The sequence below is a fragment of the Kitasatospora sp. Ki12 genome (assembly GCF_054601375.1).
On sequence record NZ_BAAIHT010000003.1, the window covers coordinates 915,407 to 933,828 of the forward strand.

Here is an 18,422-nt window from a genome sequence, read left to right on the forward strand (position 1 = left end):
GCGCTTGATTCAGCGGTCGGTGCGGACGCGGCGGGCAGTTCGACCGGCCTCCGGCCGGGTCGGGAATTCTTCCCGCGGACCGTCGGCGGTCCGCACACGCTCCTTCTCGGCTCGCCCCCCGACCGCGCCTCGGCGCCACGTCGGAGGGTCAACTCGCCTGCGCGACAAGGCCTCTCACCTCGCCTCAGGCTTCGCCGAACCACGCTCCCCACACACTGGACTAGACCAACTAATGGTGTCAACCCTTTCCCGGCGGTTACCGATTGGGAAATCCGCGCAGCTCATGACGGCTCTCCCGGTGCGCTTTATGTTTCGCGGGCGGACATAAGACGGGGTATGTTTCCGAAATTGACATAACCGCGACGGATGAAGCTGACAGACGAACCGGTGGTTGAACCTCACCGGCCCCGGGATCCGTTTCCCCGGAGGTGTTGCGCCCAGGCCGCGCACGGGCTCCGGCGTAGGTTGGGCCCATGGCACGACCCACCGGAGCCGCCCGGCTCGCCCCGCCCACCTGGCTGACCGAGAGCCTGCGGCCCCGGTCCGCGCCGATCCCGTGGGCGGCGGTCGCCCGTGCCTCGGTCGCGCTCGCCGCCCCGCTCGCCGTCGGCACCGCCGCCGGGCGGCCCGGCTACGGCGCGCTGGTGTCGATGGGCGCCCTGTCCGGGGTGATCGGGGACACCGCCGACGCCTACCGCATGCGGGTGTTCAACATCGCCGTGCCGCAGCTGTTCGGCGCCCTCGGGGTGCTGCTCGGCACCCTGGTGTACGGCTCGGGCTGGACGGCCGTCGTGGCGCTGACCCTCGTCGCGCTGGTCTCCGGGATGATCTCCTCGATCGGCGCGGTCGCCTCCGTCTCCGGACTGCTCCTGCTGCTCAACGCGGTGGTCGGGGCCGGACTGCCGCTACCCTCCCCCTGGTGGCTGCCGCCCGGACTGCTGCTGCTCGGCGGCCTGGTGGTGCTCGTGCTGACCCTGCTCGCGTGGCCGCTGCGGCAGGGCGTCCCCGAACGCACGGTGGTCGCGGGCACCTACCGGGCGGTCGCGGACCTGCTGGAGGCCACCGGCACCCCCGGGTACGACGAGCGGCGCCGCGAACTCACCCAGTCGCTCAACCACTCCTACGACCTGCTGCTCGCCCGCCGCACCCGCCGGCACGGCCGTTCCCCCGCCCTCGCCCGGCTGCTCGCCCAGCTCAACGCGGTGATCCCGGTGGTCGAGGGGGCTTCGGCGGCGCAGCTGCTCCCGCCCGAGCTCGGCCCGCTGTCGCCCGCCTACCCGGCCGCCGTCCGCGCGCTCGCCGCCGCCGTCGAGCGGGGCCGCAGCGGGCCCGTGCCGCGGCTCGCCCTGCCGGGGCCGGTCGGCCCGTCCACCCGCGCGCTGGAGGAGGCGATCGGGCACGCCGCCGTGGTGGTGCACGAGGCCGCCCCCGACCCGTACGCCGCCGACGACCGGCTCGGCCGGCCCGCCGGACTGGAGGTCCGGGCCCGCCGGGCGGCGCGGGCGCTGCTGCTGTCCGGCGCGTCCTGGCGGTACGGGCTGCGGCTGGCGCTGTGCATCGGCCTGGCGCAGGTGCTGGTCTCGGTGCTCGCCGTACCGCGCTCGTACTGGGTGACGCTGACCGTCGTCTTCGTGATGAAGCCGGACTTCGGCTCGGTGTTCTCCCGGGCGGTGCTGCGCGCGCTCGGCACGGCCGTCGGCCTGCTGATCGCCGTCCCGGTGCTCGCCGCCGTGCCGCGCGGCTGGTGGGACGTGCCGGTGATGGCAGTGCTGGCGATGCTGATCCCGGCGATGTCGGCCAAGGGCTTCGCCTTCCAGACCGCGGCGATCACCCCGGTGATCCTGCTGCTCTCCGACCTGCTCAACCACCAGGGCTTCCAGCTGGTGCTGCCGCGGCTCTACGACTCGCTGATCGGCTGCGCCATCTCCCTGCTGGGCGGCTACCTGCTCTGGCCGGAGTCCTGGCACGCCCGGATCGGCGACCGCCTCGCCGAGGCCGTCCGGGACACCGCCTCCTACGTGTCGCTGGCGTTCACCACCGGCCCGGGGCAGGACGAGCCGGCCCGGGCGCGGTACCGGCGGCGGCTCTACCGGGACCTGTCGGCCGTCCGCAGCGAGTTCCAGCGGGCGCTCACCGAACCGCCGCCGCTCGGTACCAGGGCGGAGGCCTGGTGGCCGGTGGTGATCGCGGTGGAGCGGATCGTGGACACCACCACCGCCACCCGGGTGCGGATCGAGCACGGCGCGCCCGTCCCGACGACGGCCGAGGTCGGCTTCGTCACCAGGGAGTTGGCCGACCTCGCGGAGGCGCTGCGCACCGGGCGGCCGCTGTCGGAGGCCGAGGTGGAGGCGCACCGGGACGTCCTGGCTCCGGACTGCGCGCTGGCCCGGCTGCACCACGAGGTGCACGCGGCCCGCTCGGTGGCGGCGGCGCCGGCGCCGTGATCCGTGATCCGTGATCCGTCCGGCCCCTGTCAGCCCTCGATCGCCCGGCGCTCCTCGATCGCCCGGCAGTCCTCGATCCGGCGCCAGGGGCGTTCCGCCTCCAGCGCGAAGGCCAGCTCCAGCAGCACCCGCTCCTGCCCGTGCGCCGCCGACAGGTGCACCCCGACCGGCAGGCCGCCGGGAGCGGCGCCCGCCGGCAGCGCGATGCCCGGGCCGCCGGTCACGTTGTTGACCGGGGTGAAGGCCACGTAGCGCATCAGCCGGTCCATCAGCTCGTCGAAGTCCACGTTGGGGCTGAGGTGACCGATCAGCGGGGCGGTGTGGGCGAGCACCGGGGAGAGGATGACGTCGTGCTGGCGGAAGATCCGCCGGTATACGCCCTCGGCCCGGCGAAGCCGCCGCAGCACGCCCGGGGTCTGCGGGAACTCGGCCTGGAACCGGCGGCGCAGCCCGGTGGTCAGGCCGTCGAGCCTCCCGGCCCGGAAGCTCGGGTCGATCAGCAGCCGGCCGGTGAAGGCGATCGCCCAGGCGATGTAGCCCCAGTAGGTGACGAAGTCGCGGGAGAACTCCTCGCCGAAGGGCAGGGCGGTGGGCTCGACGAAGTGGCCCATCGCCTCCAGCCGGGCGGCGGTCTCCTCGACCACCCGGCGGGTCGCCTGGTCGGTGTCGGCGATCGGCGAGTCCACCACCAGGCCGATCCGCAGCCGCTGGTCGCCCGGTCCCTCGACCAGGCCGAGCGGGGGCAGCTTGGGGTTGCGGCGGTGCCGTTCGGCGGCGGCGAAGAAGGCGGCGGTGTCGCGCACGGAGCGGGTCAGCACGCCGTCGGTGACCAGGTCGATCGGCAGTTTGGCGCCCTGCGCGTTGGTGACCAGCCGGCCCCGGGTGGGCTTGAGTCCGACGAGGCCGCAACAGGACGCCGGGATGCGGATCGAGCCGCCGCCGTCGTTGGCGTGCGCGATCGGCACCACGCCGGAGGCGACCAGGGCGGCCGCGCCGCCGGAGGAGGCGCCGGCCGAGTGCGAGGGCTTCCACGGGTTGCGCACCGGCTGGGCGGTGGCGAACTCGGTGGAGGCGTTGAGGCCGAACTCGGGCAGCCGGGTCTTGCCGAGGACGGCCAGGCCGGTGGAGAGGAACTGGTCGGTGAAGCGCGCGTTGCGGCGGGCCGGCTGGGCCCGGAAGGCCTCGCTGCCCATCGCGGTCGGCAGGCCGCGCAGGTCGACGTTGTCCTTGAGGTAGGTCGGTACGCCCCACAGCGCCCCGCCGATGCCCTCCCGGCTGATCTGCGGCTTGTCGTACGAGGCGTGGGCGACCGGCAGCAGTCTGCCGTCGACCCGCGCGGCTCGGGCGGCGGCCGCGCCGACCAGCTCCCGGGGGTTGACCGCGCCGGCCCGTACCAGGGCGGCCAGTGCCACCGCGTCGTACGGGCCGAGGGCGTCGTCGGTGAACGCGTGAACCCGCTCGTCGGTCATCCGAAATCCCCACTCCCTGCCGGAACTCCGCCGTCCGGCCGTCGCACCGGCGTCTCGCCGGGGGGTACTCCTGCCCAGAGCTACTGACAGGTAGTCGCACAGGACTTCGATTCTATGTAACCATCGCCGCCCTGGATCCCGGTCGCCCCATCAGCAGGTAAACGATCCGTCAAATCTTCGAGGGCGCACGGACGTTCGGCATGCGCCCCCGTGTTCACCCCACCCGCCCGTCCACGATCGTTTCACGCACGGCGGCCGGGAAAGATCACGAGCACGAACCGTTCCGGTCCTTCCCACCCGACCGAAGGTGACGCCCGTGCCGACCCACTTCTTCCCGCCCAGCCGGTTCACCGCCGCCACCGCCCCCGGCGGCCTCCCCCTGCTCGGCCACGTCCCCGCCTTCATCCGCCGCCCGTTCGACTTCGTCGCCGGCCTGCCCGCCCACGGCGACCTCGTCCGGCTGCGGCTCGGCCCGCTCGACGCGTACGTCGCCTGCCACCCCGAACTCGTCCGCCGGCTGCTCACCGAGGACCGGACGTACGACAAGGGCGGGATCGTCCTCGACAAGGCCCGCGAGGTCTTCGGCGACGGCCTCGCCACCTGCCCCGCCGCCGCCCACCGACGCCAGCGCCGGATGCTGCAGCCCGCGTTCCACCGCGACCGGCTGCCCGGCTACGCCGCGATGATGGCCGAGGAGATCGCCGGCACCACCGCGCCCTGGCACGACGGCGACACGATCGACGTGCCCGCCGCGATGTACCGCCTCACCACCGCCGTCACCGCCCGCTGCCTGTTCGCCGCGCACGAACGGGCCGGCTCGCTGCCGGTGCACGCGAGCATGGACGTCATCACCCGCGGCGTCGGCCGGCGCGTCATGATGCCGCTGCCCGGCGCCGACCGGATCCCCACCCCCGGCAACCGCCGCTTCCGGCGCGCCCAGCAGGACCTCAAGGAGATCACCACCCGGCTGATCGCCGACTACCGCGCCGCCGGCACCGACCACCGGGACCTGCTCTCCGTCCTGCTCAGCGCCGAGGACGAGGACGGGCAGGGCCTCACCGACGCCGAGATCCACGACCAGGTGGTCACCTTCCTGCTGGCCGGCATGGAGACCACCGCCGCCACCCTCTCCTGGGCCTGGACCCTGCTGGCCGCCAACCCGGCCGTCCGCGACCGGCTGCACGCCGAACTCGACACTGTCCTCGACGGCCGCCCCGCCCGCCACCAGGACCTGCCCGCCCTCCCGCTCACCGCCCGGATCGTCAGCGAGACCCTGCGGCTCTACCCGCCGGTCTGGATCCTCAGCCGCACCGTCACCGCCGACACCCGGCTCGGCGGCCACCACCTCCCGGCGGGCGCCACCATCCTCTTCAGCCCGTACCTGCTGCACCGCCGGGCCGACGTCTTCCCCTGCCCCGACCGCTTCGACCCCGACCGCTGGCTCACCACCGCCCGCCCCGCCCCCGGCACCTACGCCCCGTTCGGCCTCGGCGCCCGCCGCTGCATCGGCGACACCTTCGGCACCACCGAAGCCGTCCTCGCCATCGCCACCATCGCCGCCCGCTGGACCATCACCCCCACCCCGGGCCACCGCGTCCGCCCCACCCGCAGCTCCTCGCTGTCCCCCCGCCCCTTCACCGCCACCCTGGCCCGGCGCTAGGGCCCGTCGCCTCCACCCCGGCGCCCGTCGCCGGGCGGCTTTGCGCACCCGCCCGGCCGGGGCGGTACTGTCGCGCCGGGGGCCGGCGGGGTTGCGCCGGTCGGACTGTCGGCTCGACTGGGGCACCATCAGAACCATGAACGCTCGATCACCACAGGGGATCCCGGCCCGGCTGCTCCGCGCCGTCCTGACGTACCCTCGCCGCTCGCCGCTGACGCTCTGCTACGTCGCCCTGCTCGTCCTCGGACACGTCTGGGTCGAGGAGTGGATCTCCCCCGATCGGGCCGATGCCCTCCGGGACTACATCAGCACCAACCTCGACAACCTGCACGACCATCCGGTCACCGCGCTGTTCAGCAGCGCGCTGCTCTTCGACGGCACGCTCACCGACATCGCCTCCACCGGCTTCGGCGGCACCCTGATCACCCTCGGCCTCGGCATCTGCTGCTGCCTCGCCTGGGCCGAGCGCCGCTTCGGCCGACTGCGCGCCGCCGCCGTCCTCCTCGGCGGGCACATCGGCGCCACCCTGATCACCGCCCTCGTCATCCTGGTCGCCCTGCGGCACGGCTGGTACCCGGAGGGCGTGCGGCAGGACCGGGACTACGGCATCAGCTACGGCGCCCAGACCTCCCTCGCCTTCGCCACCCTCGCCCTGCCCCGCTGGGCCCGCCTCCCCTGGGCCGCGTTCGTGGTCGCCTGGCCGCTCTCCGGCGACACCGAATGGCCCGGCCCGCTCCCGGACTTCACCACCGTCGGCCACCTGCTCTCGGCCGCCCTCGGCTTCGCCCTGGCCGGCGCGGCCGCCGTCACGGCCTCACGCCGCCGCCGGGCCGCCGCCCCCGCCACGGCGGACGCCCACCCGTGACCGTCCGGGGCGGGGCCGCGGTACGACCCGGCGGGGCTGCGGTACGGCCCGGCGGGGATCGTCAGGCCCGCCCCCGCTCGGTGAGCAGCCGCTCGATCGTCTCCAGGCGCCGCCGCAGGTCCTCGACGTCGCCCCGGGTGGCGCTCTGCTCGCTCGCCTTGAGGGTGACCAGCAGCTGACCGTCCGGCTCCAGCCGGGCCCTGGCGACGTCGGTCACGCTGTCGCCGTTCTGCACCCGGATCGCGTGCTCCAGCTCGGAGGGCCGCAGCGCCAGCTCGTGCAGCGCGCCGGGCACCAGCTTGCCGTCCCGCACCACCGTGGTGGGCGTGCCCTCCAGGAGCCGCGCGGCCCGCGGGTCCCGGGCGAGCCAGCGGGTGACGACGGAGTTCACCACGATCAGGGTGACCGCCCCGATCGCACCGCCGAACAGGCTGTTGTCGTTGCCGATGATGGCGTTCTGCACCACGTTGGAGAGCAGGAAGACGACCACCATGTCGAAGGTGTTCAGCTGCGCCAGCCCGCGCTTCCCGGCCACCCTGAACAGCACCAGGACCAGCGCGTAGACGGCGACCGTGCGGAGGATCTTCTCCACGATCGGAATCTGGACCACCGCCAGGTCATGCCACACGGCCCCGCTCCTCCCACCACGACTCGACGGAACGGGGCCGACGCTACGCCACCGGCGGCTACCCGCGCCGCTTCGGCTTGCCGCGCCGGGCCGCCGCCGCGCCCCGGCCGCCGGCCGCCGGCTTGGGCTTCTGCCCGCCGGCCCGCGGCGCCTGCTTCGCCCCGCCCGCCTTCGCCCCGCCGGCCTTCTGGCCGCCCGCCTTCTGCTGCTGTTGCGGCTTGCGCGGGCCCGCCGCCGCCTTCTTCGGCTGCGCCTCGGCGGCCGCCGCCCCGGCCCCGCGCCCGCGCGAGCTGTTGACCGTACGGCCGCGGACGATCCCGATGAACTCCTCCACCAGGTCGGTGGTGCCCTCCTGCGGCCAGGACAGCGCCACCTGGGACTGCGGCGCGTCCGGCACCGGCCGGTAGGTGAGGTCCTTGCGGTGGTGCAGCCGGGCGAGCGACTGCGGCACCAGGAGCACGCCGACGTTGGCCGCGACCAGCTCGATCGCGTCCGCCGTGGTGTCCGGCCGGGCGATCGCGGGGCGCCCGGGCAGGGTGTCGGCGGTGAAGCCGAGGGTGTCGTCGAGGGGGTGGAAGACCACCTCCTCGGCGAGGTCGTCCGGCGTGACCTCCTCGGCGGCCGCGAGCCAGTGGTCCTTGGGGAAGACCACGACGGTGGTCTCGGCGTACAGCGGGATCGCGTTCAGCGCGTCCTTGTCGACCGGCAGCCGGACCAGCCCGGCGTCCGCACCGCCCTCGCGCAGGGTGCGCTCGCCGTCACCGACCGGCACCGCGAGGAGGTCGAGCGGGACGTCCGGGAGTCGCTCGCCCCAGACCCGGACCCATTTGCCGGGGGTCACGCCCGGGACGTACACCAGCCGGAAGGAGGGGTTCACCTGCATGTCTGTCACAGGGCAAGGCTACCGACCGTGACCGGAAGAGCCCGCGCGCTCCCTTACCCTTGTCCTCATGACATCGCTCAAGCAGAAGACCAGCCAGACCATGAAGCCGGCCACGGCGGCCAAGAAGCTGGGGATCTACCTCGCTGCGGCGCCGGCCGACTTCCAGGAGGGCGTGGTCTCCCGCGAGGAGCTCAACGCTCTGCAGGCCGAGCCGCCGCAGTGGCTCCAGGACCTGCGCCAGAACGGCCCGCACCCGCGCCCGGTGGTCGCCGCCAAGCTCGGCATCTCCATCTCCGGCCTCGCCCGCGGCGGCGTGACCGAGGCGCTCACCACCGAGCAGATCGACGCGATCAAGGCCGAGAACCCGCTCTGGCTGCAGCACGAGCGCGCCAACCAGGTGGACGCCCGCAAGGAGGCCGTGCGGATCAAGGAGAAGCAGGAGAAGGAGGCCGCGGCCAAGGCCGCCAAGGAGGCGAAGGCCGCCCAGGCCCGCTGACCCCCGCCTGCACGCTCCCGGCGTCCGCCCGCGCTCCGGCGCGGGTCGTCAGACGCCCGCGCGACGACTGTGCCGACTGTGCCGACGTCCGTTCCGACGGGCGTCGGCACAGTCGTGTCCGGGCGCGCCGCCCGGAGGGTGGAACTCCCCTCCCGCCACCGCGTATTGACCATGGCGTCGAGCACTCCGAATAATCGGCGGGATCGGGGACGGGGGCCGAGAGTCCCGTGCCGCTCCGACCGCACCGGACCAGGGGGATCAATGATCGAGCAGCCGCAGCACGCCGGACTCGCCGCACTGGCGGACGAGTACTTCGCCGCCGAGAACACCCACAACCCGTTCGACGCGACCCTCAGCGGCGTCGAGGGCTACGCCCACCTGCTGCCCGATCCCTCGCGCGACGCCGACCGGCACCACCGCGAGGTGCTGCGGGCGCTCGCCGACCGGCTGGCCGCGATCCCGCTGGAGGGACTGAACGGCGAGGACCGCACCACCCACCGGGTCCTCGCCCGGCTGATCGACAACGGCACCGGCCGACTCGCCCACGGGCTGGACGAGTTCAGCGTCTCCGCCACCATCGTCGCCCCGCACAACACGGCGGTCACCTCGCTCACCATGGCCCCGGTCGACCACGAGGGCGCCGACGCCTACCTCGAACGGCTCGCCGGCCTGCCCGGCTACTACGACGCCGTCCTGCGCCGCACCCTGGACGCCGCCGCCGACGGCCGGCACCCGCTGCGCAGCGGGGTCGACGCCGCCGTCACCCAGCTGGACGCCCACCTCGCGGCCGCCCCGGACGAGGACCCGCTGCTGCGCCCGCTGAAGGGCCGCCCGGAGTTCGAGCGCGCCCTGACGATCGTGCGCGACGCCGTCCGCCCGGCGATCGCCCGCTACCGGACCGGGCTGGCCCAGCAGTCGGCCCCCGGCGCCCGGCCCGACGACCGGGCCGGCGTCTGCCACGTGCCGGGCGGCACCGAGGGCTACGCCGACGCCGTCTCCCGCTTCACCCGCCCCGGGCTCACCCCGGAGGAGATCCACCGGACCGGCCTGGACACGGTCGAGGCGCTGCGCGAGGAGTTCGCCGCGCTGGGCGGCAAGGTGCTCGGCATCACCGACCCGGCGGCGGTGCTGACGGCGCTGCGCGAGGACCGTTCGCTGCGCTTCGGCAGCGCGGCCGAGATCATCGCCCTGGTGGACGGCGCCCTGGAACGGGCCCGCCGCGCCTCGGCGGACTGGTTCCGCCCGTACCCGATCGCCGACTGCGTGACCAGGGAGATCGACCCGATCGAGGCGGAGACCGCGCCGCTGGCCTACTACCAGCCGCCGGGCCCGGGCGAGCGGCCCGGCACCCACTGGATCAACACGCTGCGCCCGGAGACCCGGTTCAGCTACGAGTACGAGGCGATCGCCTTCCACGAGAGCATCCCCGGCCACCACCTGCAGATCGCCGTCGCGCAGACCCTGCACCACCTGCCGCTGTTCCGGCAGAAGCCGAGCGGCCAGCTGACCGCGCACGTCGAGGGCTGGGGCCTGTACACCGAGCGGCTCGCCGACGAGATGGGGCTGTACGGCTCGGACCTCTCCCGCTTCGGCATGCTCTCGATGGACGCGCTGCGGGCGGTGCGCCTGGTGGTGGACACCGGGATGCACCACTACGGCTGGTCCCGGCAGCGGGCGATGGACTTCATGCGGGACAACACCGCGACCCCCGAGGCCAACGTCCGCAACGAGATCGACCGCTACCTCGCCTGGCCGGGCCAGGCCACCGCCTACCTGATCGGCCGTCGGGAGCTCGTCCGGCACCGCGAGCGGGCGCAGGCCGCGCTGGGCGCCCGGTTCGACGTCAGGGAGTTCCACCACCAGCTGATCGGGCACGGCAGCCTGCCGCTGGCGGTGCTGGACGAGCTGGTCTCGGACTGGATCGCGGCGCAGTAGCCGCCCCGCGACCGACGGCCCGGGCCACGGCGGGAGCCGGGCCGGGCCGGGCCGCGGGCCCCTCCGCGACCCCGGTGGTGCGGAAACGGTTCCGCGCGCCCGGCAAAGGCTTCACCCGCCCGGACGTGGCGTCACCCTTTCGGCCCTGTCGACACGGTAGTGTCCGCTGGCGCGGTCCCCGGCACCCCGGCGCCCGCGACCCACGCACACCCAGATGGAGGAACCGTGCCGGCTCCCGCCCGCCACGCCCTGGCCGTGGCCGCGGCCGTCCTGCTCGCCGCCGCCGCAGGCTGCTCGTCCGGCGGCGGTCACCCCGCCAAGGGGTCCGCCCACGGCTCCGCCCCGGCGGCGGCCGGTGACGCGGCCCAGCCCGCCCCGGCCGCGATCGTCACCGGCGCCGGTCCGAAGAGCTCCTACGAGGTCCAGCCGCAGCCCGCCGCGGGCAGCTGCCACTACCGCTACACCGCGGACAAGCAGCCGCTGCCCGACCCGAACTGCACTCCCGGCGCGCTCAGTCCCGCGGTCAGCCAGGACAACCTCAAGGACACCATCTGCAAGCAGGGCGGCTACACCTCGACCATCCGCCCGCCGGCGAACCTCACCGGCAAGGAGAAGGCCGAGAACGCCAAGTCCTACGGCTACACCGGCCCGATGGGCGACGCCGAGTACGACCACCTGATCAGCCTCCAGCTCGGCGGCGACCCCAACGACGCGCGCAACCTCTGGATCCAGCCGCCCTCCCCCGGCCACGTCCCGGGCAAGGGCCCGAACAACCCCAAGGACTCGGTGGAGACCCACCTGCACACCGCGATCTGCAAGGGTCAGGTCACCCTCGCCGCCGCCCAGCAGGCGATCGCCACCGACTGGACGACGGCCGAGGTCAAACTCGGCCTCAAGTCCGGCGGCACGCCGACCACCGAAGCGGACGCCGACGGCGACTGACCGGGCGCCAGGCCGCCGCCGGGCGACCGGCAGGCAGGGTCAGCGGCCCGCGGACTCCACCAGCTCGGCGATGGTGTCGAACGGCCGGTGCGCCGCGAGCTCCGCGCCCAGCGCGCGGGCCTGCTCGCGGAACCGGCCCTCGGCGAGCACCCGGTCGACGGCGGCGCCGACCCCCGCCGCGGCCGGCCGGCCCGTCCGCAGGTCAAGCCCCACCCCCGACCACTGCACCCGGGCCGCCACCTCCGGCTTGTCCTCGCTCGCCCCGGCCACCACCAGCGGCACCCCGTACCGCAGCGCGGTCTGCACCCCGCCGTAGCCGCCGTTGCTGACCAGCACGTCGGTGTGCGGCAGCAGCCGCTCGAACGGGACGTAGTCGACGGCGCGCACGTTCCCCGGCAGCGCGCCGCCGAACAGCTCGGCCAGCTCCCCCGGCCCGTCCGGGCGGCCGGTGGCGGCCACCACCAGCACGTCCCGCCCCGCCAGCGCGGTGACGGTCGGGGCCACCAGTTCCCCGAGGTCGGCGTTGGCCAGCGTCCCCTGCGTCACCACGACCACCGGCCGCCCGTCGGTCAGCTCGTCCCACCAGGACGGCAGCGGCTGCTCGGCCCCGACCAGCCCAGGCAGCGCGCCGATCAGCCGGAAGCCCTCCGGGGCGTCGCTGCGCGGGTACTCGAACCCGGGCACGGTCAACTGCAGGAAGTGGTCCGGCACCGTCACCACGGCCCGCCCGCGCGGCCCCTCCGGCAGCCGGACGCCCAGCCCCTCGTACACCTTCTCGGCGTACGCGCGCAGCGGCTCGCCGCGCCGGTCCGCCTCCTCCTGCAGGGCCCGGTTGCGGGCCCGGCCCTCCTCCCCCGGCAGCGGCGGCAGCGCGAGCCCGAAGGGCGCGGTGTCGACGCTCGGCAGCATCGACGGGGTGACCCCGAGGCTGATCAGCGCCGGACGCTCCGAGCGCGGCCGGGCCAGCGCCAGCGGCAGCGCGCCCTGCAGGAAGGCGTCCGCGACCACGGCGTCGGCCGGGAACTCCGCCAGCAGCGCGAGCAGGGCCCGGTACTGGGCGGGGATCGGGTCGACGAACACGTGCCGCACGTCGAACGCGATCCGCTCCGGGCCCGGCGGCAGGCTCGACCGTCCGGGGAAGCTCGTGTCGAGGTCGCGGTCGTCGAAGTCCGCGCCGGCGGGCAGCGCGACGAACCGCGCCCCCGCCCGTTCCGCCGCCGCGGCGAACCGCGAGCCGCCGAGGAACACCACCTCGTGCCCCCGGGCGGCGAGGTCGGCGGAGACGGCCAGCAGCGGGCTGGTGTGGCCGTGGGCGGGCATGGCGGTGGTGATGATCCTGGACAGCGGAGGCTCCCGGGTCGAAGACGGTTCGTGGTCGGTCCCCACCGTAGGGACGCCCGGTTGACGATCGATGAACGCGGCGGCGCCGGGGACGGCGACCGCAGCCGTGAACGCGTCAGCGCCCGAGCACCGCACCACCGTTGACGCCGACGACCTGGCCGGTGACGTACCCGGCCGCCGGGGAGACCAGGTAGGCGACCGCGTCGGCCACGTCCGCGGGGGTGCCCGCCCGGCCGACCAGGGTGTCGGCCACCTTCCGGGCGTGGAAGTCCTCGCTCCACCGGGAGCCGAAGATCTCGGTCTCCTCGATGTAGCCGGGCGCGACCACGTTGACGGTGATCCCGTCCGGCCCCAACTGCCGTGCCAGACCGAAGGCCCAGCCGTGCAGGGCGGCCTTCGCGGCGGCGTACGAACCGGCCGAGTGCGGGCCCGCCCCGCCGCGCTGGGCCGCCGCCGAGCTGATCACGACCAGCCGCCCGCCCGGGCGGCGGAACGCGTCCTGCAGGGCGGTGGTCAGCAGGACGGCGGTCAGCAGGTTGACGTCCAGGTCGTGCCGCCAGGAGCGGGCCAGGGCGGCCAGGCCCCCGTCCTCGGGCGGGGTGATGATCGCGCCCGCGTTGTTCACCAGCGCGTCCACCGGCCCGAGTCCGGCGATCCGGGCCGCCGCCGCGCCGACCGCCTCCGGGTCGGTCAGATCGGCCACCACCGGAACGATCCGGCCCGGCCCCACCGTCCACTCGATCTCCTCCCGGGCCTGCTCCAGCACGGCCGCCCGCCGCCCGACGACCACCACCCGGTACCCGTCCCCGGCCAGCCGGGCCGCGATCGCCCGGCCGATCCCGGTCCCCCCGCCGGACACCACCGCGAGCTGTTCCCCCGTCACTTCGTCCCCCTCGTACCCGGGCCGACGGTGCGTCGGCCACCCGTGCCTCGGTCACGACTCGGCCTCGGGGCGTTCCCGCCCCTTCGGGCCCGTGCCCGCTCCCCGGTACCGTAGCGAGACACGCGAACGGCCCCACACCGGGGGGATGGCACAGTGGCGCGCACGCACATCAAAGGCACGGGCACCAAGCACACGGGGATCAAGCACACGGGCACCGGGCAGACGGGTGACGGGGGTACGGGCGCCGCGCAGACGGGCGCCGGGGGTACGGGCCTCAAGGGCCGGGGCAGCGAGACCTTCGACAGCCTGCTCGCCGTGGTGCTGGGCGCGCTCACCGCGACGACGGACGGGTGGCTGCTGTCCGTCATCTGGCAGGACGCCCACGAGCAGACCGCCGTCGCCCGCCGGGACTCCGGCAGCGCGACCCTGATCCTGATCGCCCTGGTCCTCTTCACCGCGCTCCTCGGCGCGGCCGTCGCCGGCCAGCAATCCACCCCGCAGCGCCGCTGGCGCTGCGCGATGCTCGGCCCCGTCCTCGGCCACCTCGCCCTGCCGGCGCTCCTGGTCGTCTGGTTCCTGTTCAACCCCCCGACCATCACCATCCCCTGGTAGCGCCACCGCGCCCACCTGCCCGGCCCCGGCGGCCGGGCCCGGATCGCCACCGGTACCTTGTCCCGCGTGACTGATCAGACCGCGGCCGTGCCGCCGACCGTGTACCGCTCCTCCCCGCTCCGGATGGTCCTCGTCCTCATCGGCTCGCTGGCCTTCGTGGCCGCGGGCGCGGTCCTGCTGACGGGGGACGGCGAGTCGGTGAAGGCCGTGGTCGCCGGCGGGCTCGCGGTGCCGTTCTTCGGGCTCTGCGCCGTGGTGTGCGCCAGCCGGCTCGTCCGGGGCCGGCCCGAGCTGGTGCTGGACCCGGCCGGCCTGGACCACGTCCAGCTCGGCCGGATCGCCTGGAACGAGATCGCCGCGGTCCGGATCCGGGTGATCACCGTCAGGGGCGCCGCCCAGCCCATGATCGAGCTGCTCCTGGCCGACCCCGCCGGGTACCTGGCCCGGGCCCCGCGGATCGTCCGGGCGACCGCCGCCGCGAACCGGGGCATGGGCTACGGCCCGGCCAACATCTCCACGACCACCCTGCCGGTCGGCCCCGAGGCGGTCGTCGACGCCATGCGCCACCAGCACCCGGCGCTGGTCGTCGCGGGCTAAAGCTTGTTCCAGAAGGTCGGGTGCGAGGGCCCGGTCAGTGCGACCGCTCGGGGCCGGCGACGCGGTGGGTGCCCGTCATCGTCGTCACCAGGGAGTACAGCGAGGTGGTGGCCGTGATGAACAGCCGGTTGTTCTTCGGGCCGCCGAAGGTGAGGTTGGAGACGGGCTCGGGCACGAGGATCCGGCCGATGAGCGTGCCGTCGGGCGCGTAGCAGTGGACGCCGTCGCCGAAGGCGGCCGCCCAGAGCCGCCCGTCGACGTCGAAGCGGATGTTGTCGAAGCGGACCCGCCCGGCCGGGCCCTCGCCGCCCTTGACGAAGATCCGGTCGCCGTCGAGGGTGCCGTCCTCCCGGACGTCGAAGACCCGGATGTGCCCGGCCCGGCTGTCGTTGACGTAGAGCTGCCGCTCGTCGAGCGAGAACACCAGTCCGTTCGGCCCCTCGAAGTCCTCGGCGGCGAGCCGCACCTCACCGGTGTGCGGGTCGATCCGGTAGACGTTGCGGGCGCCGATTTCGGATTCGGCGCGGTGGCCCTCGTAGTCGGTGGTGATGCCGAAGTCCGGGTCGGAGAACCAGATCGCGCCGTCCGAGCGGACCACCGCGTCGTTGGGCGAGTTGAGCCGCTTGCCCCGGTAGCGGTCGGCGAGGACGGTGATCCGGCCGTCGTGCTCGGTGCGGGTGACCCGGCGGTTGCCCTGCTCACAGCTGATCAGGCGGCCCTCGCGGTCGAGGGTGTTGCCGTTGGGGTGGCCGGCCGGGGAGCGGAAGACGCCGACCGTGCCGGTGGCCTCGTCCCAGCGCAGCAGGCGGTCGTTGGGGATGTCGCTCCAGATCACCTGGCGCCAGGCCGGCAGGTAGAGCGGGCCCTCGGCCCAGCGGCAGTCCCCGTACAGCTTCTCCAGCCGGGTGTCCCCGTTGGCGCACCGGCGGAACCGGTCGTCCAGGATCTCGTACAGCCCGAACTCGATGGAACCAGACATCATCCACCCCGAATGGTCGTTGACCGAATGTTGTTCCGACGACCTGGAGTATGCCAGAACGCGGTATGGTCCCACCATGGCCTCCGATCACCTCGACGACACCGACCGCGCGCTGCTCGCCCTGCTCCAGCAGGACGCCGGGCAGGCGTACGCGGCCCTCGGCAAGGCCGTGGGCCTCTCCACGGCGGCAGCACACGAACGGGTGCGCAAACTGCGCGAGCGCGGGGTCGTGCGCCGCACCACGGTGGAGGTGGACCCGCGGAGCCTCGGGCTCGGGGTGCTGTCCTTCGTGATGGTGGACTCCTCGGCCTGGATGGGGGATTCGGCCCGGGCCTTCGCCGCGATACCCGAGATCGAGGAGGCGCACATCATCGCGGGCAGCGCCTCGGTGCTGGTCAAGGTGCGGACGGCGACCACCGAGCAGCTCCAGGACGTGCTGCGCCGGCTCTACGCGATCGAGGGCGTGAGCGGCACCCAGGCGACCGTCGTCCTCGAGACCTTCTTCGAACGGCCGCCCGCGCCTTAGGAATCCGCGGTTCGCTCCTCGGGACCGGCCGTTCGTGGCTTCTCCAGCGACACCGGGTGTTCCAGCGGCACCGGCTGATCGGCCGGCGGCGGCCGCTCGGCCGGCGCCGGGTGGGTCAGGATGTCGAGCACGCGCGCACCGTCCACGGTCTCCTGGGCGACCAGCAGGTCCGCCAACTCGTCCAGGTGGTGCCGGTGTTCGGTCAGCAGGCCGACGGCCCGGCGCTCGGCGGCGCGCAGCAGGCCCGCGACCGCCTCGTCCACCGCGCGCTGGGTCTGCTCGGAGTAGGGGCGGCGCAGCAGGTCCTCGGGGCTGTCACCGAGGTAGTGCGGACTGCCGCTGGAGTAGCCGACCGGGCCGAGCTCCGGGGAGAGGCCGAACTCGCGGACCATCCGGGTGGCGACCGAGGTGGCGTTGGCGAGGTCGTTGGCGGCGCCCGTCGAGCCCTCGCCGAAGACCACCAGTTCGGCTGCCCGGCCGCCGAGTTGGACGGTGAGCAGGTCGGTCAGGTAGCCCTCGCTGTAGAGGTGCCGCTCGGCTTCGGGCAGTTGCTCGGTGGCGCCGAGGGCGACGCCGGCCGGGAGGATGGTCACCTTGGCGACCGGGTCGGCGTGTTCGCACAGCGCGGCCATCAGGGCGTGTCCGGACTCGTGCACGGCGACGGCGTGCCGCTCGTCCGGGAGCAGCGCGTTGGAGGACTCGCGGCGGCCGAGCAGCACCCGGTCGCGGGCGTCGTCGAGGTCGGCGGCGGTGAGGGTGGCGCGCTGGGCGCGGACGGCGTTGATGGCGGCCTCGTTGAGCAGGTTGGCGAGGTCGGCGCCGGAGAAGCCGGGGGTGCCGCGGGCGATCCGGTCGAGGTCGGCGTCCGGGGCGAGGGTCTTGCCGCGGGCGTGCACGGCGAGGATGGCGGCCCGCTCGGCCTGGTTGGGCAGCGGCACGGTGACCTGCCGGTCGAAGCGGCCGGGGCGCAGCAGCGCGGGGTCGAGGGCGTCGGGCCGGTTGGTGGCGGCGATGACGACGATGCCGGTGCTCTGGTCGAAGCCGTCCATCTCGGCGAGCAGCTGGTTCAGGGTCTGTTCGCGCTCGTCGTTGCCGCCGATCCGGGTGCCGCCCGCGCGGCGGGCGCCGACGGCGTCGATCTCGTCGATGAAGACGATCGACGGCGCGCGCTTGCGGGCCTCGTCGAACAGGTCGCGGACCCGGGAGGCGCCGACGCCGACGAACATCTCCACGAAGCCGGAGCCGGTCACGGACAGGAACGGCACCTCGGCCTCCCCCGCGACGGCCCGGGCCAGCAGGGTCTTGCCGGTGCCCGGCGGCCCCACCATGATCACCCCGCGCGGCCCCTTGGCCCCGGCGGCGACGTACCGCTCCGGGTTGCGCAGGAAGTCGACCACCTCGCTGACCTCCTGCTTCACCCCCTCGTACCCGGCGACGTCGGCGAAGCCGGTGTCCGGCCGCTCGGCCTCGATGATCTTCGCCCGGGAGCGGCCGATGGTGCTCAGCCCGCCGCCCAGCGAGCGGGCGGCCATCCGGCCGGACCAGAGGAAGAGCCCGCCGAAGAGCAGCAGCGGGAGGAACAGCAGCAGGGTGGACCAGATCGAGCTGCCGCCGGAGCGGGTGCCGGTGACGGTCACGTGCTGGTCGCCGAGCGCGCGGCTGAGCTGGGAGGTGTCCAGGGCGGTGGGGATCTGGGAGGTGAAGCGGGTGCCGTCCTTGAGCGTGCCGCTCACCCCGCCGGTGTCGCTGACGTCCACCGTCCGGACCTGGCCGGCGTCGACCCGGTTCAGGAAGTCGGTGTAGCCGTAGCGGGTGCCGGGCTTGCCGGGGTTGGCGAAGAGCACCAGCAGGAGCAGGGTCACCAGGACGGCGACGGGCAGCAGCCAGCGCCGCCAGGAGGGCGGCGGGGACTGGGTCGGCCCGCCGGGGCCGGGGCGGCCGGGCCCTCGGCCGGAGCCCTGCCTCGGGTTCTGCCTCGGGTTCTGGGCCGGTCCCCGGCCGGGGCGCGGGGTCCAGTCGGGGCCGCGTTTCGGCGGTGTCGCGGGGTGACGGGCGGCGCGCAGCCGGATTCGTACGATCATCCACGCTCACCGCCTCTCGGGGGGACCACCCGGGCCTCCGTCTCCATGGTCGGACGCTCAGCGCCCGGACGGGAGTCCGGA

The 18,422-nt window shown here is 74.5% G+C and carries 16 protein-coding genes; 9 read left to right on the forward strand and 7 right to left on the reverse strand.

The features are described 5' to 3' along the window. Positions 1–473 precede the first annotated feature (473 nt). Positions 474–2,444, forward strand: a complete 1,971-nt coding sequence (locus ACYP53_RS34620) for an FUSC family protein (RefSeq protein ID WP_459650384.1) — start codon at positions 474–476, stop codon at positions 2,442–2,444. Positions 2,445–2,473: 29 nt separating this feature from the next. Here ACYP53_RS34620 and ACYP53_RS34625 read toward each other — a convergent pair whose 3' ends face one another. Further along, entirely contained in the window at positions 2,474–3,913 is a 1,440-nt protein-coding gene (locus ACYP53_RS34625) for an amidase (RefSeq protein ID WP_459650385.1), read from the reverse strand. A 316-nt stretch (positions 3,914–4,229) separates the two neighbouring features. Between ACYP53_RS34625 and ACYP53_RS34630 the strand changes: the two genes are divergently transcribed. After that, positions 4,230–5,573 carry a cytochrome P450 gene (locus ACYP53_RS34630; protein WP_189917709.1) on the forward strand — a complete coding sequence of 448 codons (1,344 nt, stop codon included), beginning with the start codon at positions 4,230–4,232 and terminating at the stop codon, positions 5,571–5,573. A 136-nt stretch (positions 5,574–5,709) separates the two neighbouring features. Then, positions 5,710–6,438, forward strand: a complete 729-nt coding sequence (locus tag ACYP53_RS34635) for a rhomboid-like protein (protein WP_189917700.1) — start codon at positions 5,710–5,712, stop codon at positions 6,436–6,438. A gap of 61 nt (positions 6,439–6,499) precedes the next feature. Here the strand turns inward: ACYP53_RS34635 and ACYP53_RS34640 are convergent, their stop codons facing one another. Continuing rightward, entirely contained in the window at positions 6,500–7,066 is a 567-nt protein-coding gene (locus ACYP53_RS34640; RefSeq protein WP_459650386.1) for a DUF421 domain-containing protein, read from the reverse strand. Between the two features lie 58 nt (positions 7,067–7,124). After that, a complete protein-coding gene (locus tag ACYP53_RS34645) occupies positions 7,125–7,958 on the reverse strand; it encodes a LysR family substrate-binding domain-containing protein (RefSeq protein WP_459650387.1) in 834 nt (277 codons plus the stop codon). A 58-nt stretch (positions 7,959–8,016) separates the two neighbouring features. Here ACYP53_RS34645 and ACYP53_RS34650 point away from each other — a divergent pair, with 58 nt between their 5' ends. The 3 genes from ACYP53_RS34650 to ACYP53_RS34660 all read left to right on the forward strand — a co-directional run bounded on the left by ACYP53_RS34650 (position 8,017) and on the right by ACYP53_RS34660 (position 11,322). Further along, positions 8,017–8,445 (forward strand): DUF5997 family protein, encoded by a 429-nt coding sequence (locus ACYP53_RS34650; protein WP_189917696.1) that lies wholly within the window; start codon positions 8,017–8,019, stop codon positions 8,443–8,445. Between the two features lie 261 nt (positions 8,446–8,706). Continuing rightward, positions 8,707–10,380, forward strand: coding sequence for a DUF885 domain-containing protein (locus ACYP53_RS34655; protein ID WP_459650388.1), 1,674 nt, complete (start codon positions 8,707–8,709; stop codon positions 10,378–10,380). Positions 10,381–10,605: 225 nt separating this feature from the next. Then, a complete protein-coding gene (locus ACYP53_RS34660; RefSeq protein WP_459650389.1) occupies positions 10,606–11,322 on the forward strand; it encodes a hypothetical protein in 717 nt (238 codons plus the stop codon). Positions 11,323–11,361: 39 nt separating this feature from the next. On the opposite strand, the gene ACYP53_RS34665 is transcribed toward ACYP53_RS34660, so the two are convergent. Further along, positions 11,362–12,642, reverse strand: coding sequence for a nucleotide disphospho-sugar-binding domain-containing protein (locus tag ACYP53_RS34665; protein ID WP_459650390.1), 1,281 nt, complete (start codon positions 12,640–12,642; stop codon positions 11,362–11,364). A 136-nt stretch (positions 12,643–12,778) separates the two neighbouring features. Further along, positions 12,779–13,546 (reverse strand): SDR family NAD(P)-dependent oxidoreductase, encoded by a 768-nt coding sequence (locus tag ACYP53_RS34670; protein ID WP_229928708.1) that lies wholly within the window; start codon positions 13,544–13,546, stop codon positions 12,779–12,781. A gap of 153 nt (positions 13,547–13,699) precedes the next feature. Between ACYP53_RS34670 and ACYP53_RS34675 the strand changes: the two genes are divergently transcribed. Further along, a complete protein-coding gene (locus ACYP53_RS34675; RefSeq protein ID WP_459650391.1) occupies positions 13,700–14,158 on the forward strand; it encodes a hypothetical protein in 459 nt (152 codons plus the stop codon). Positions 14,159–14,224: 66 nt separating this feature from the next. Then, entirely contained in the window at positions 14,225–14,755 is a 531-nt protein-coding gene (locus tag ACYP53_RS34680; RefSeq protein ID WP_459650392.1) for an STM3941 family protein, read from the forward strand. A 34-nt stretch (positions 14,756–14,789) separates the two neighbouring features. Here the strand turns inward: ACYP53_RS34680 and ACYP53_RS34685 are convergent, their stop codons facing one another. Beyond that, positions 14,790–15,734, reverse strand: coding sequence for an SMP-30/gluconolactonase/LRE family protein (locus tag ACYP53_RS34685; RefSeq protein ID WP_189917931.1), 945 nt, complete (start codon positions 15,732–15,734; stop codon positions 14,790–14,792). Positions 15,735–15,810: 76 nt separating this feature from the next. Here ACYP53_RS34685 and ACYP53_RS34690 point away from each other — a divergent pair, with 76 nt between their 5' ends. Beyond that, complete coding sequence (locus ACYP53_RS34690) at positions 15,811–16,260, forward strand: Lrp/AsnC family transcriptional regulator (protein WP_189917685.1); 450 nt, start codon at positions 15,811–15,813, stop codon at positions 16,258–16,260. On the opposite strand, the gene ftsH is transcribed toward ACYP53_RS34690, so the two are convergent. Then, entirely contained in the window at positions 16,257–18,341 is a 2,085-nt protein-coding gene (gene ftsH / locus ACYP53_RS34695; protein WP_189917683.1) for an ATP-dependent zinc metalloprotease FtsH, read from the reverse strand. The two genes, ACYP53_RS34690 and ftsH, sit on opposite strands and share 4 nt — an antisense overlap. Positions 18,342–18,422: the final 81 nt, after the last annotated feature.

Excerpts from the sequence above, each read along its gene's own strand:
- ACYP53_RS34620 (WP_459650384.1), top strand. The coding sequence starts at position 474 with ATGGCACGACCCACCGGAGCCGCCCGGCTCGCCCCGCCCACCTGGCTG.
- ACYP53_RS34685 (WP_189917931.1), bottom strand. The coding sequence starts at position 15,734 with ATGTCTGGTTCCATCGAGTTCGGGCTGTACGAGATCCTGGACGACCGG.
- ACYP53_RS34650 (WP_189917696.1), top strand. The coding sequence starts at position 8,017 with ATGACATCGCTCAAGCAGAAGACCAGCCAGACCATGAAGCCGGCCACG.
- ftsH (WP_189917683.1), bottom strand. The coding sequence starts at position 18,341 with ATGATCGTACGAATCCGGCTGCGCGCCGCCCGTCACCCCGCGACACCG.
- ACYP53_RS34655 (WP_459650388.1), top strand. The coding sequence starts at position 8,707 with ATGATCGAGCAGCCGCAGCACGCCGGACTCGCCGCACTGGCGGACGAG.
- ACYP53_RS34635 (WP_189917700.1), top strand. The coding sequence starts at position 5,710 with ATGAACGCTCGATCACCACAGGGGATCCCGGCCCGGCTGCTCCGCGCC.
- ACYP53_RS34665 (WP_459650390.1), bottom strand. The coding sequence starts at position 12,642 with ATGCCCGCCCACGGCCACACCAGCCCGCTGCTGGCCGTCTCCGCCGAC.
- ACYP53_RS34690 (WP_189917685.1), top strand. The coding sequence starts at position 15,811 with ATGGCCTCCGATCACCTCGACGACACCGACCGCGCGCTGCTCGCCCTG.
- ACYP53_RS34625 (WP_459650385.1), bottom strand. The coding sequence starts at position 3,913 with ATGACCGACGAGCGGGTTCACGCGTTCACCGACGACGCCCTCGGCCCG.